The organism is Hymenobacter sp. J193 (assembly GCF_024700075.1).
Classification (GTDB): domain Bacteria; phylum Bacteroidota; class Bacteroidia; order Cytophagales; family Hymenobacteraceae; genus Hymenobacter.
Window position 1 is genome coordinate 1,567,858 of record NZ_JAJONE010000001.1, and the last position, 12,336, is coordinate 1,580,193.

Consider the following 12,336-nt stretch of genomic DNA (forward strand, 5'->3'; position numbering starts at 1 on the left):
TTAGGGCAGGCGGCGTACTTTGCGTAAACTGCACCGAATGTCCAGCTACCTGTGTGCCATTGGCACTGCTACCCCACCGCACCGCCTTGCCCAGCCCCAGATAGCCGACTTTATGGCCCAGGCGCTTCAGCTGGATGCGCCCGAAGCCCGCAAGCTCCGCGCCCTCTACCGGGTGTCGGGCATTGAGCACCGCTACTCCGTGCTGCCCGATTATGGCCAGCATAACGGTCAATACACGTTTTTTCCGAACACCCCGGGCCTGGAGCCCTTCCCAACAGTTGGGCAGCGGCTGGCTTCGTACCGGGAGCACGCGCTGCCCCTGTCGGTGGAGGCGGCCCGTGCCTGCCTGGCTCAGCTGCCGGAGTTGACATCTCAGGATATCACCCATCTTATCACGGTAAGCTGCACGGGCATGTACGCGCCGGGACTGGATATTGAGCTGGTACACGCGCTGGGCCTTTCGCCCCATGTGCAGCGCACCTGCGTGAACTTTATGGGCTGCTACGCGGCCTTCAATGCCCTGAAACTGGCCGACGCCTTCTGCCGGGCCGATGCCCAGGCGCGGGTCCTGATTGTGTGCACGGAACTCTGCACCCTGCACTTCCAGAAAAGCCGCGAAGAAGACCACCTGATTTCCAATGCGCTGTTTGGCGACGGCTCGGCGGCGGCGCTGGTGCAGGCCCGGCCCGCCGCCCAGGGCGCCAGCCTGGCCCTGCAGGCCTTCCACTGCGACCTGGAGCCCGAGGGCCATGCCGATATGGCTTGGCACATCAACGACTTCGGGTTTGAAATGACCTTGTCGTCGTACGTGCCGCGTATGATTCAGAAGGGCATCCGTCAGCTCACGGAGCAGCTGCTCCGGCGGCTGCCGGTTAAGCTGGCCGATATCCGGGCGTTTGCCATTCATCCGGGCGGCCGCAAGATTCTGGAAACCATTGAACAGGAGCTGGGCCTGTCGCGCCACGACAACCGCTTTGCCTACCAGGTGCTGCGCGACTACGGTAATATGTCGTCGGCCACGGTGCTGTTTGTGCTGCACGAGCTGCTGGCATCTTTCACCGCCGCCGATGCCGGGGCACCCGTGCTCAGCTTTGCGTTTGGTCCGGGTCTCACCCTGGAATCCATGCTGTTGCAGGTCGCCTATGCCTGATTTCTCCCGCCGCGCCACCGGGCCGGAGCTGATGGACGACCTGACGCTGGCCTCCGATGCCCTTCGCCAGAACCTGGATGAGCTGGCCCTCATCAACGCCCGCCTGGGGGGCTACAACGTAGTGACGCAGGCACTGGAAAAGCTGGCTTTACCCGTGGGCCGCCAGCTGCACCTCGCCGACCTGGGCAGTGGTGGCGGTGACACGCTGCGCTACGTGGCCCGCTGGGCCCGTCGCCGCGCCGTGCCGGTGCAGCTGGAGGGCATCGATGCCAACGCCTTTATGCTTAGCTACGCCCGCCAGCACAGCGCCGGCTACCCCGAAATCAGTTTCTCACAGCACGACATTTTCTCCCCTAAGTTTCAGCAGCGGCGCTTCGATGTACTGACGTGCAGCCTGTTCTGCCACCATTTCTCGGACGACGACCTGGTGCATTTCCTGCAAACCTGGCAGCAGCAGGCCCGCGTGGCCGTCATCATCAACGACCTGCACCGTCACCCGCTGGCATACTACAGCATCAAGTGGCTCACGCGCCTGCTCGGCGGCTCCTACCTGGTTCAGCACGACGCGCCCCTGTCCGTAGCCCGGGCGTTCCGGCGCACCGACTGGGAGCAACTGCTGAAGCAGGCCGGCATCACGCGCTATACCCTGCGCTGGTGCTGGGCGTTCCGGTGGCAGCTGATAGTGCCCGCTATGGGCGCCTGAAGTTGGATTTCGCGGGAAGCTTCTATCTTTTCCGGCGAATCAATTCGTCACTTGTTCCCCTATGATGCGCAGCGGGCACCGGCCTGGTATGGGTGTGGCCTCGTTCTGCTGCTCGCTGGGCTGCGCCAGCCTTATCCCCACAGGTTCTGTGCGGCCCGAAAGGTGTTGGCGTGGGCTTCGATGATGTCGGTCAGCCGCTCGGAATAGCCGCCGCCCATGCACACCACCACCGGAAGAGCATGCCGGTGGCAAAGGCCCAGCACGTACTCGTCGCGGCGGCGGCAGCCTTCCCGGGTGAGGCTCAGATGGCCCAGCTTGTCGGTGGCCAGCACATCTACCCCACTCAGGTACAGCACGAAATCCGGCCGCACTTCATCCAGCAGGCGGGGCAGCGCTTCGGCCAGCAGCTGCAGGTACGTGGCGTCGTCGGTGCCATCGGGCAGGGCCAGATCCAGATCCGACTGCTCCTTGCGGTGCGGGTAGTTGCGGGCCCCGTGCATAGAGAAAGTAAACACGCGGGGCTCCTCCCGAAAAATACTGGCCGTGCCGTTGCCCTGGTGCACATCCAGGTCCACGATCAGCACCTGGCGGACGCCCAGTTCCGGCCGGGCCAGCAGCCAGGCAGCCGCCGCCGCCTGGTCGTTGAGCAGGCAAAATCCTTCGCCCCGGTCCCGGAAAGCGTGGTGGGTGCCGCCGGCCACGTTCAGGGCCGCGCCGTGTTGCAGGGCATGGCGGGCGCAGGCCAGGGTCCCGCCCAGAATGGTTACCTCTCGCTCTATCAATTCCGGGCTCCACGGAAAGCCGGTGGCTCGCTCTTCCTGGCGCGTGAGCTGGCCATGCCGCAGGCGCAGGTAGTAGCCGGAGTCGTGCACGGGCAGAATATCGGCTGCGGTGGCGGCAGCGGGCTGAAAGAGGTTGGCCTCGCTGATAGTGCCTTCCCGCAAAAGCTGCTCGGGCAGCAGCTCGTATTTGAGCATCGGAAAGCGGTGGCCCGCAGGCAGCGGATGAGCGTAGAGCGGCGCCCAAGCAATAGCGACCATAGAAGAGCAGCCGGAATGAAAACGGCCGGATACAAAAATAACCGCTCTCTCAGGCGGTTATTTCCGGATTCGGGAAAATGAAGCGGGCAGCGGCTCTGGCAAAAGCTGCCGCCCACGAAGGGGGAAGAAGTGAGGTATACTGGGTTCGAACCAGTGACCTCTACCCTGTCAAGGTAGCGCTCTAAACCAGCTGAGCTAATACCCCGCAAGCCCCCGACTGGTGGCGGCCGTAAAAGGCCAAATATACAAGTCAGTTTGATTTTCGCAATAAAAATCTGGAGTCTTTTTTCGAGTCGGTTTCGGCTGCCGCAACATTCTTTTCGGATGTAAGTATAGTCGCATACAAATAGCCCGGCTATCGGCCTTTCCGGCGACTTTTTTCCACCCGAAATTCTCTTCTTATGAAAAAGCTTCTGCTCCTGCTTTCCTGCGCCATGGCGTCGGTTACGGTAGCCTCCGCCCAGGATGGCCCCATCGGCGTCCGCAAATCCACTGACTATGCTTCCGGCAGCTCCAGCGACTCCCGCAATGGGGGCTTCGGCATCAAGGGCGGCGTGAACTTCGCCGACATCCGCGGCGACGGTAAGAAAAGCTACGGCGACGCCAAGAACTACAACAGCTTCCACGCGGGCTTCTATTCGCAGTTCAGCTTCTCCGACAAGTTCTCGCTGCAGCCCGAAATACTCTACAGCCGCCAGGGCTTTGAAGGAAGCAATCCAGCAAGTGTTCAACCTGGCACTTACATCACTCGCCTAGATTACATCCAAGTACCGGTGCTGCTTGTATATAACATTTTGGATAATGTAAGTGTGCATGTAGGCCCGCAAGTTTCATTGCTCACGAAGGTGAAAGAAAACGATGTTGAACGGAAAATTGCCGACGAGAACAATACATACGGGTACAGTTACAGCAGCCTTGATTATGGCTTGTCAGCCGGCCTTGAAGCGCGAGTAGGACCAGCCCGTGTGGGCGGCCGTTATACTGCCGGCTTTGCTGACATTATTAAAGACCCCACCAGCAATGCGGCTATGGGAGTCGAAGCAATTAAGAACGGTGCTTTTCAGGTGTACGTAGGTATCGGTATCACCAACTAAGTTTCCCGATTTTTTCCTAAAAAAGCCCCGCCGTACATTACGGCGGGGCTTTTTTGGGCTTACCCAAAGGCGTTTACTTGCCTACCAGGGCTTCTTTGATCTTCTCGTTGAAGTTGGGAATATCCTGGGGGTTGCGGCTGGTGATGAGGTTGCCATCGACCACCACGGTTTCGTCAACCCAGCGGCCACCGGCGTTTTTCACGTCGGTTTGCAGGCTGGGCCAGCTGGTAATTTGCTTGTCCTGCACCACGTCGGCTTCTACCAGCACCCAAGGGCCATGGCATATGGCAGCCACCGGCTTGCCGGAGGCCACAAACTCCTTCACGAAGCTTACTACCTCCGGCTTGGTGCGCAACACGTCGGGGTTCATCTGGCCACCGGGCAGCACCAGCGCGTCGTAGTCGGCCACTTTCACCTCACCGATTACTTTGTCCACGTCCACTTTGTCGCCCCAGTCTTTCTGGTCCCAGCCTTTGATGGAGCCGCTTTTCAGGGAGATGATGTGGGTCTTAGCGCCTTCATCTTCGAGGTACTTTTTGGGCTTTTCGAGCTCCGACTGCTCAAATCCGTCGGTGGCAATGATGGCTATGGTTTTGCCCTTCAGGGCGTCGCTTCCGAAAATACTCATGGAATTGCAGTGTTACGGTTAAAAAAGAAAAGCCGGAGCAACCCTGGCGGGCAACTCCGGCTTTTCTTTAACGCAACTGGCGCCGTGGGGTTAGTCTTCCTCGCCGGCGCGCTGGCGCTTGAACTCTTTGCGCAACGCCTTCACCCGCTCGTCGAAGCCGTCGACATCGTAGTTCACGTCGTCTACGTCCAGGCTTTCCAGCATGTCCATCATTTCATCGGAATGGTCGGTGCGGGTGCCGGTGCTCACCTGCACGTAGGCCATTTCCGACCACAGCACCGCTTTCAGGCGCAGGCCGTCCTGGCTCAGCATCTGCATTTCCACTACCAGATTGGAGTTGTCGAAGTGAATGAGCTGGGTGCGGATGCGCACGGTTTCGCCCTGGCGGGCGGGGCGCAGGTAGCTGATGTGGTGCTTGGTAATAACCCAGCCGGCGTTCTGCTCGCGGGCCAGCTGGCCCATGTTCAGCGCGTAATGCTGAGCTACCTGATCTTCGCGGGCATTGAGGAAGTAGTCGAGGTAGCGGGCGTTGTTGAGGTGGCCCAGCATGTCGCAATCCTGGAAATAGATGCGGTGGGTGGTTTCGGGCGTGCGCACCAGCGGAGCAGTTGCCATAAGGGGAAGGTTAATCGGGAAAAATGCGCGGCGAAGGTAGCGCAAAGCCGCTACCGGGGCAGACGATAGGCATCAGCCTGCACCTGGTGCGGTGCGGGCTTGCGTTGGTCGGTGGGGCTGTCGAACACCAGCAGAATGTGCGTCTCATCGAGCAAGGCCATGCCCTCGGCGCGGTCCTGGCCGGCGGTGGGGCCGGCGCCGTGGGGCACATCGAACAGGCGGTGCAGCTGCTTTTCGTCGATAAGGCTGTCCTGGGGCAGGCGCAGGGCATCGGGCCAGCGGTACACGGCAATGGTACCGTCGAGGTCCATGGTGGGCCCCGCCAGCAGCAGGATGTCGGACCCCAGCTGGCGCAGCTCGCGCAGACCCATGCCACCCAGCTGCAGGAAGTGCTTTTTGTAGTACGGCTGGGTGCTGCCAGGCACTTTGTCGAGGCGCAGGCGGCCGTGCTTGTCCTCGCGAGGCAGCAGCTCCAGCACCACGGCCCAGCCCCGCAGCACCGGTCCGCGCAGGCCCACGAACAGGCGCCCGTTCTCCCCCACGGCCAGGCCTTCAATATCGAAGCCATTGTCTTTGCCAGGGATTTTCAGGAAGGGCTTGAGGTGAGGGTCGTCGGCCAGCACGTCCAGCAGCTCGTTGCTGCTGGTGCTGCCGTGCAGCTGGGCAGCGTGCAGGGTTTGGGTAGGGTCGGTGGGATGCGGGGCCTGCTTGTGCAACTCGTAGTTGCCGGTTTCCGGGTTCAGCAGCAGCGGAATGCGGGCCAGCAGGTAGCGGTTGGGGTCGGCTTTCACCTTCGCCAGCTTTTCGATCTGCTTTTCCACGTCTTCGTCCTCGGGGTCGGGCTGCTTGCGCTTGAGGCTGTGTGAGCCGATAATCCAGAGGTAGTGGCCGGCCTCGCCCATACCTTCAATATCGATTTCCAGGGTTTCGTCGGCGGGCAGATCGAGCAGCTCATCCAACTGGTAAGAGCAATGCTCCCCGAACTCGTGCGGCCCCGTCAGGCGCAGCCGCTCAATGGTGGTGCGCTCGTCGCAGCTCAGCCAGAGGTTGTCGCCGGTACGCAGCACCGTGGATAGGCCGTCGCGCACGTGCTTGCCGGCCGCATTCAAACTAAGCTTGGGGTTGAAGTGCAGCGTGTAGGGTTGAGGACGCATTTTTGGGATGGAAATGAGGGGATTTAGGCAGTAAAAAGCAGGGGCACCCCAACTTATTTATTGCCGGCGCGGATGGCCTGCATTTTGGCCTGCATACTGCGCTTTTTCAGCTGGTACTGCTTGTACTGCTCGGCCGAAAACACCTGCTGCAGCTGCTTTTCCGACTCGGCATTGATGCGCAGCAGCTCTTTGTTCAGGGCGGGCTTGTCGGCAGCGTACTGGCTGCGGGCTTCGTTCACCTGCTGCACCGTGGAGCGCAGCAAGGTTCGCACCCTGGTTTGCTGATCATCGGACAGCTGCAGCTCCTCGGCCATCACGCCGGCCAGGTCGCGGGCGGCCGCACGGGCTATAGGCGCGGGCGCCGGGGCGGCTTTCACCGGCTCGGCGGTAGCAGCAGCCGGAATGTCCTTTTTGCGCCGGGCACAGCTGCTGCCGCTCAGCAAAGCCACACATAGCGCAAACACTAGTACAACGCGGGGAGAAGAGGAGGACATAGCCGGGAAGTTGGTGCGCCCCCTACTACGCGAAAATCCAACATCCGTTCGCGGGCGGCGCCCGGGCGGCTACAAGCCCGCTTTCAGGTGCTGGGCCGTGAAGTGTGCCAGCGCCATAATGGTGAGCATAGGGTTTACGCCGCTGCACGTCGGAAACGCTGACGCATCGGCCACGAATAGGTTGCGCACCTCATAGGTTTCGCCGGTAGGTGCTACCGGATGCGTGGCCCTTTGCCCGCCCATGCGGCAGGTACTCATCTGATGGGCACTGTAGAGCCCGAAGCGGTTGGCCTGCCATTTGAGTTTGCTAAGGCCATCGAGGACAGTCGGATTCTGAACCGCGCCATTCTGCACGTGCAGGGTGGGCAGAGTACCGTGGGGCAGATACACCGTGTGGGCTCCGGCAGCGGCGTGAATTTCGGCGGCCGCTCGCACGCCTTGCAGCATGTGGCCCCGGTCGTAGGAGCTCAGGGAGTAGTCGATGCGCGGCTGGCCCTGCCGGTCGGTGCGCACCCGCCCCCCGTCCCGGTCGCGCGTCAGCACAATAAAGTTACCCAGGTGCGCGGCCTGCTGCATCAGCTGCTTGTGCTGCACACCCGAGTGCCAGGGCAGCACCATGGCCATGAGGCCCGGGTGCGCGGGCGGGGTTTCCAGCTTGGCGCCGTAGTTGGTCCCGTCCAGCATCGTATAGGTGTCATTTACCACCGACATCATCGGGCCAAACCACGGGTCCATGCGCTGCGCGTATGCTCCCGACACCACCACCGTGGGGTGCAGGTGCAGATGCCGGCCCAGGTGTGGGTGCCGCAGCCCGCTCCGCAGCAGCAGCGCCGGCGACTGGATAGCCCCGCCAGCTACCACTACCCGCCGCGCCCGCACCGTCACGCGTACGGCCTGACCCGAGGAGGTCGTATGCACGGCTTCGGCGCCGGTGGCCTGGCCCTGAGCGGTGGTTACGCGCGTCACGTAGGTATCGGGCAGAATGCGGGCGCCGTGGTCGAAGGCCTGCTGCAAATACGTGTTCAGGGTACCCTGCTTGATGCCGTGCCGGTCGCCAAGCGGGCTGAACCCGAGGCTGCGGAAGTGTTCTTCCGAGGAAGTCAGGTGCTTTTCGTTGCGCGGAATGCGTTTCACTTCCTGCCCCAGCTGCCTCGACCCATTCCACAGGGCCTGGTTCTGACCGTTGTGCCGCTCGTAGCTGGTGTTCACGCTCACCGCCTGGCTTACCGCATCGAGGCTGCGGCCAAATTCCGGCGAAGCGAAATGCGGTACGTGGTGTTCCCGGGCCCACTCCTGCAGGATGTAGTCGGGAGTGCGGAAAGCCCCGGCCCAGTTGACGGTGGTGCCGCCGCCCAGGCAGCTGCCCGCCAGCAACGCCAGGCTCCCATCCTGGGTGGTAAGGGCCGCCTGCCCATCGTACAGCTTGCTGAGCATATCCACCTCGCGCTGAGTGAAGTCGCAGCCGTGGCAATAAGGACCTTTTTCCAGTACCAGCACGGCATGGCCGGCGGCGGCCAGCTCCCCGGCCACCACGCCGCCCCCGGCTCCGCTGCCAATCACCAGCACGTCGCAGTCGTACTGCACATCGGTCGTGGGCTGAAGCGGGCGGATGGGCTTGTCGGTATCCACTGGTTGGTCGTCGGGCTGGGGTCCGGGGTAGCCGAGGGCAGCCCACACCGGATTGTCGGGCACGGGCACCGAGCCGCCGTAGTACAGCATCATGGTGAGCTTGCGCAGGGAGTGAAAGGCCTTGCGCAGCTGTGGCACCGGGCTGCCGGCCCAGCGCTGCAGCAATTGTTCACGCTGCGGCAGGGTGAGCTCCATAAACGGCCGCAACTTCCCCAGCCAGGTAAGTCCCAGCGCGGGCGAGGCCAGCAGCCCCAGCAGCTGCCGGAACTCCTGCTGCACGCCCATAGGTTGCCCAGCCAGCATACCAGTCAGTTGGTCGAGGTTGAGGCCCTCTGAGCCTTGGCGAAGCCAATAAGCAGCATTCGGTTCCTGCTCGTGGCCGGGCACAGCCGGAATAAAGGTATCGGCCACTGCCCGAAGAATGGCGGCCTGGGTGGGAGTAAACGACATGAGCACGAGGCGCGGAAAGGGCCGACCGGCAAAGAAATGCTGCCGCCAGCTGCCGGAAAATATCGGCAAAAGAATTCGGCTTGCCTACTTTATTTTCAAAAACGAATTTCCGCTTTCCGCCTGCTGCCCACCTACTATTTATCAGCTTGCCCTGTGCTTACTGCCAGCCGCATTACTCACCGATGCGCACAGGCAAGGCACTACGGCCGGCTACAGATACCGCAGCAGCAGATCAAGCATTTTGCGCACTTTGGGGGTGTAGGGCGGGTAAAGCAGCTTGATGCTGGTACGACCGATACGCTGCCGGAGCACGGCTTTTTCGTTGGAAAACGCCAGAAACCCATAGTGCCCGTGCGCCTTGCCTACCCCGCTGTTGCCCACGCCCCCGAAAGGCAGCTCCGAGTGACCCAGGTGCACAATGGTTTCGTTGACGGCCGCGCCACCCGCCGATACATTATCCAGCAGGTACCGCTGGTTTTCGGCGTTGCGCGTGAATACGTACTGCGCCAGGGGCTTGGGCCGCGCATTGATAAAATCGGCAGCTTCAGAAAGCGTGCGGAAGGGTACCAGCGGCAGCAGCGGCCCGAATATTTCCTCCTGCATTATGCGGCTGTCGGGGGCCACATGGGTGAGGACGGTGGGCGCGATAAAGCACTGACGGCCATCCACCTCGCCACCCACGGCCACCGTAGCCCCGGTAGCCTGGGCATCTTCCAGCAAGCCTGCCAGCCGGTTGAAATGCTGCTGATTAACGATACGGGCAAACGACTCGGAGTTTTCCACCCCAGCTCCGGCGGGGTTGTAGTTGCGGCGGATGACAGCTTCCATTTCGCGCACCAGCTCGGCCTGCACGGGTTCCTGCACCAGCACGTAATCGGGGGCTACGCAGGTCTGGCCGGCATTCAGAAACTTGCCCCACACCAGCTTCTCGGCCGCGTCGCGCAGGTTGGCGGTGGCATCCACCACGGCCGGCGACTTGCCGCCCAACTCCAAGGTCACGCCGCTCAGGTGCTCGGCGGCGGCGCGCATTACTATTTTACCCACCTCGGGGCTGCCCGTGAAAAAGATGTGGTCGAAGGGCAGGCGCAGCAGCTCGGTGGCCACGTCTTTGCCGCCTTCCACTACTACCACTTCGGCGGAGTCGAAAACTTCTTCGGCCAGGCGGCGCACCAGGGTAGCTACGTGCGGCGTCAGCTCCGAGGGTTTGAGCACGCAGCAGTTGCCGGCGGCCAGCGCCGACACCAGCGGCCCCACCGCCAGGTAAAACGGGTAGTTCCACGGCGCCATTACCAGGCACACCCCCTTGGGCTCGTACTGCACCCAGGAGGTAGTGCCCAGCAACGACAGCGGCGTACCTACGCGCCGGGGCTTCATCCACTGCCGCAGGTGGGCCAGCGTATGCTTGATTTCGGCCTGCGTTGACCAGATTTCAGTAAGATCAGTTTCAGCGGCGGGCTTGCGGAAGTCGGCGTACAGGGCGGTTTGGATGGCAACGCGGTTGCTGGTAATCCAGGCGGCCAGGCGGCGAAGGCGCGTGGCCCGGGCAGAAGCATCTTCGCGGCGCAGCACGGGCGTATGGGTGCGCAGCCGTTCAAAAGCAGCGTGCAGGTCTGAATTGATAGCGGGGGAAGTTTCGGGAGCGGACAGGGCAGCGGCAGCCATACGGCACAGAGTAACGACGCGGGAAATCCTTCTAAGATAGCAGGATTTGCTTGCAGTGCGTGCAGCCTGCGCCAACGTGGGCGCCCCCGAAAACAGCTACCTTTACGGCTGATACCGTACGCGCCGCCTGGCGGGCGGCTGGTTTTGAGGCGGTTTACTTATTGCGCAGGCGTGTTGTCTACTCTAACTTCTCACCCGGCTACCACCCACGAAGCGCTTAGGCGGCTCCGGGAAATGGTGAGCCTGCTGAACGCTCATTTTCTGGACTTTTCCCCGGCGGAACTGACAACAGCCCTAGGCCCGGGCAAATGGTCGCGCAAGCAGGTGCTGGGTCATTTGCTGGATTCGGCAGTCAATAACCACCGCCGATTTGTGCTGTGCCAGACAGAGCCAGAACCCCACCGTATGGTTGCCTATCAGCAGGACGAATGGGTACGGCTGGGCGTGTATCAGCAGGCTCCGGCCGCCGAGCTGCTCAGCTTCTGGACCCTGTATAATGAGCAGCTGATGCGCATGATTGCCCGAATACCAGCCGCTGCATTGCAAAACCAGGTGCTGTTCGAGAACGGCTACACTGTGACGCTGGGCTGGCTGATAGACGACTACGCCATGCACCTGGAACACCACGTGCGCCAGATTCTGCAGCAGGAGGCTGCCTGAGAACAATCATTGATTGCGGCCCGCCAACAAACCCCTTAGCTTGCCGGTTGGTAAGCTACGCCCTACCCGGTTGCGCTGACCGAAAATCGGATTAACCAGCTTTTTATGCTCAACCTGTTCGAACGCCGCGAAAAGCCTTATTACCAGAATACGGCAGGGCAGGTAGCTTACTCTGCGGCGGGCTACGTGCAGCTCAACTGGAGTTCGGAGCGCATCAGCCTGGCCGATATGCAGCAGCTTTATGAACAGGCTCTACAGCTGCTGCGCAGTACCCGGATTGGCAAAGTGGTATCGGAGCACGGCCAGCGCCAGCCTTTGTCGGCCGAGGCCCAGACGTGGATAACGCAGAACTGGATTCCGCGGGCTATGCGGGAAAGCAACACGCACTACTGCGCCATTGTGGAAGGGCATAACCCGATGCACCGCTTAGCTACCCAGACTATCGTCAGCAATGCTCCGACTGGGTTTCACTTTCAGCGCTTTGGCACACTGCCCGAAGCCACGACCTGGCTGCAAAGCCTGGGGTAAATGCGCCGCTTAGCGCCCCGTAGCGGGCTGCTGCTCCCCAAGCCAGCGGAAGGTACTGTACTGGCCCGGCGTCAGAATCCGCAGCATAGCCGTATCGTACTGTTCCTGCACCTGAGCGGCGGCGCGCTGCGTGGGCGCGGGGCTGGCATACCCGGCTCCCGCCGCGTAAGCTACCGATACCTGCCGCAAGGAGTCGAGCTGCTGCAGGTGCTGGTAGGTGGAGCGCTGCACGGCCCGCCGCTGCGCCTTCGTCAGATGCAGCGCGTAGTGGTAGTAATTCGTTACGCTGCTGGCGCGCTGCCGGATATGGTCTTTATCGGAAGCAGCAGCGGGGGCCTGGGGCGCGGCTACCGCCAGCGAAGAAACCAGCAGCCAGGAAGCCATAAAACCCAGGCTGGCGGCACGAGAAGACAAGGAAGACATGGGCACAGGAAAAGGTAAGCACTAATCTCAGCTCTGTAAACGGCCGCTGCAACCGCGTGGTTCGCCACTTGTAATGCTATGTTGACTTATCGTATATATTTGAGAG

General features: G+C 61.7%; 13 protein-coding genes and 1 tRNA gene. 5 read left to right on the forward strand and 9 right to left on the reverse strand.

Annotation, left to right across the window (positions count from 1 at the left end; genetic code table 11):
- Positions 1 to 37: 37 nt before the first annotated feature.
- The gene (locus tag LRS06_RS06740) at positions 38 to 1,150 is read left to right on the forward strand and encodes a type III polyketide synthase (RefSeq protein ID WP_257870783.1); all 1,113 of its coding nucleotides are present in this window, start codon (positions 38 to 40) and stop codon (positions 1,148 to 1,150) included.
- Positions 1,143 to 1,853 (forward strand): methyltransferase domain-containing protein, encoded by a 711-nt coding sequence (locus tag LRS06_RS06745; RefSeq protein WP_257870784.1) that lies wholly within the window; start codon positions 1,143 to 1,145, stop codon positions 1,851 to 1,853. The genes LRS06_RS06740 and LRS06_RS06745 overlap by 8 nt, the downstream gene beginning before the upstream one ends.
- A gap of 131 nt (positions 1,854 to 1,984) precedes the next feature.
- Here the strand turns inward: LRS06_RS06745 and LRS06_RS06750 are convergent, their stop codons facing one another.
- Together LRS06_RS06750 and LRS06_RS06755 are read right to left on the reverse strand one after the other, a co-directional pair.
- Positions 1,985 to 2,893, reverse strand: a complete 909-nt coding sequence (locus LRS06_RS06750) for a histone deacetylase (protein ID WP_257870785.1) — start codon at positions 2,891 to 2,893, stop codon at positions 1,985 to 1,987.
- Positions 2,894 to 3,023: 130 nt separating this feature from the next.
- A tRNA-Val gene (locus LRS06_RS06755) sits at positions 3,024 to 3,098 on the reverse strand.
- Positions 3,099 to 3,294: 196 nt separating this feature from the next.
- Here LRS06_RS06755 and LRS06_RS06760 point away from each other — a divergent pair.
- On the forward strand, positions 3,295 to 3,987 hold the full coding sequence (locus tag LRS06_RS06760; protein WP_257870786.1) for a porin family protein: 693 nt from the start codon (positions 3,295 to 3,297) through the stop codon (positions 3,985 to 3,987).
- Between the two features lie 73 nt (positions 3,988 to 4,060).
- On the opposite strand, the gene LRS06_RS06765 is transcribed toward LRS06_RS06760, so the two are convergent.
- The 6 genes from LRS06_RS06765 to LRS06_RS06790 form a co-directional block, all read right to left on the reverse strand.
- The gene (locus LRS06_RS06765; RefSeq protein ID WP_257870787.1) at positions 4,061 to 4,615 is read right to left on the reverse strand and encodes a type 1 glutamine amidotransferase domain-containing protein; all 555 of its coding nucleotides are present in this window, start codon (positions 4,613 to 4,615) and stop codon (positions 4,061 to 4,063) included.
- A gap of 90 nt (positions 4,616 to 4,705) precedes the next feature.
- The gene (locus LRS06_RS06770; RefSeq protein ID WP_257870788.1) at positions 4,706 to 5,230 is read right to left on the reverse strand and encodes a thioesterase family protein; all 525 of its coding nucleotides are present in this window, start codon (positions 5,228 to 5,230) and stop codon (positions 4,706 to 4,708) included.
- 50 nt (positions 5,231 to 5,280) lie between these two features.
- Positions 5,281 to 6,384, reverse strand: a complete 1,104-nt coding sequence (locus LRS06_RS06775) for a DUF3616 domain-containing protein (protein ID WP_257870789.1) — start codon at positions 6,382 to 6,384, stop codon at positions 5,281 to 5,283.
- A gap of 53 nt (positions 6,385 to 6,437) precedes the next feature.
- Positions 6,438 to 6,878, reverse strand: a complete 441-nt coding sequence (locus LRS06_RS06780; protein ID WP_257870790.1) for a hypothetical protein — start codon at positions 6,876 to 6,878, stop codon at positions 6,438 to 6,440.
- Between the two features lie 69 nt (positions 6,879 to 6,947).
- A complete protein-coding gene (locus LRS06_RS06785; RefSeq protein WP_257870791.1) occupies positions 6,948 to 9,026 on the reverse strand; it encodes an FAD-dependent oxidoreductase in 2,079 nt (692 codons plus the stop codon).
- A gap of 141 nt (positions 9,027 to 9,167) precedes the next feature.
- Complete coding sequence (locus tag LRS06_RS06790) at positions 9,168 to 10,619, reverse strand: aldehyde dehydrogenase family protein (RefSeq protein WP_257870792.1); 1,452 nt, start codon at positions 10,617 to 10,619, stop codon at positions 9,168 to 9,170.
- A gap of 171 nt (positions 10,620 to 10,790) precedes the next feature.
- Between LRS06_RS06790 and LRS06_RS06795 the strand changes: the two genes are divergently transcribed.
- Positions 10,791 to 11,279, forward strand: coding sequence for a DinB family protein (locus LRS06_RS06795; RefSeq protein WP_257870793.1), 489 nt, complete (start codon positions 10,791 to 10,793; stop codon positions 11,277 to 11,279).
- A 105-nt stretch (positions 11,280 to 11,384) separates the two neighbouring features.
- Entirely contained in the window at positions 11,385 to 11,807 is a 423-nt protein-coding gene (locus tag LRS06_RS06800; protein ID WP_257870794.1) for a hypothetical protein, read from the forward strand.
- 9 nt (positions 11,808 to 11,816) lie between these two features.
- On the opposite strand, the gene LRS06_RS06805 is transcribed toward LRS06_RS06800, so the two are convergent.
- Complete coding sequence (locus LRS06_RS06805; protein WP_257870795.1) at positions 11,817 to 12,230, reverse strand: hypothetical protein; 414 nt, start codon at positions 12,228 to 12,230, stop codon at positions 11,817 to 11,819.
- Between the last annotated feature and the right edge of the window lie 106 nt (positions 12,231 to 12,336).

Excerpts from the sequence above, each read along its gene's own strand:
- LRS06_RS06775 (WP_257870789.1), bottom strand. The coding sequence starts at position 6,384 with ATGCGTCCTCAACCCTACACGCTGCACTTCAACCCCAAGCTTAGTTTG.
- LRS06_RS06780 (WP_257870790.1), bottom strand. The coding sequence starts at position 6,878 with ATGTCCTCCTCTTCTCCCCGCGTTGTACTAGTGTTTGCGCTATGTGTG.
- LRS06_RS06740 (WP_257870783.1), top strand. The coding sequence starts at position 38 with ATGTCCAGCTACCTGTGTGCCATTGGCACTGCTACCCCACCGCACCGC.
- LRS06_RS06800 (WP_257870794.1), top strand. The coding sequence starts at position 11,385 with ATGCTCAACCTGTTCGAACGCCGCGAAAAGCCTTATTACCAGAATACG.
- LRS06_RS06760 (WP_257870786.1), top strand. The coding sequence starts at position 3,295 with ATGAAAAAGCTTCTGCTCCTGCTTTCCTGCGCCATGGCGTCGGTTACG.
- LRS06_RS06770 (WP_257870788.1), bottom strand. The coding sequence starts at position 5,230 with ATGGCAACTGCTCCGCTGGTGCGCACGCCCGAAACCACCCACCGCATC.
- LRS06_RS06805 (WP_257870795.1), bottom strand. The coding sequence starts at position 12,230 with ATGTCTTCCTTGTCTTCTCGTGCCGCCAGCCTGGGTTTTATGGCTTCC.
- LRS06_RS06765 (WP_257870787.1), bottom strand. The coding sequence starts at position 4,615 with ATGAGTATTTTCGGAAGCGACGCCCTGAAGGGCAAAACCATAGCCATC.
- LRS06_RS06790 (WP_257870792.1), bottom strand. The coding sequence starts at position 10,619 with ATGGCTGCCGCTGCCCTGTCCGCTCCCGAAACTTCCCCCGCTATCAAT.
- LRS06_RS06750 (WP_257870785.1), bottom strand. The coding sequence starts at position 2,893 with ATGGTCGCTATTGCTTGGGCGCCGCTCTACGCTCATCCGCTGCCTGCG.
- LRS06_RS06745 (WP_257870784.1), top strand. The coding sequence starts at position 1,143 with ATGCCTGATTTCTCCCGCCGCGCCACCGGGCCGGAGCTGATGGACGAC.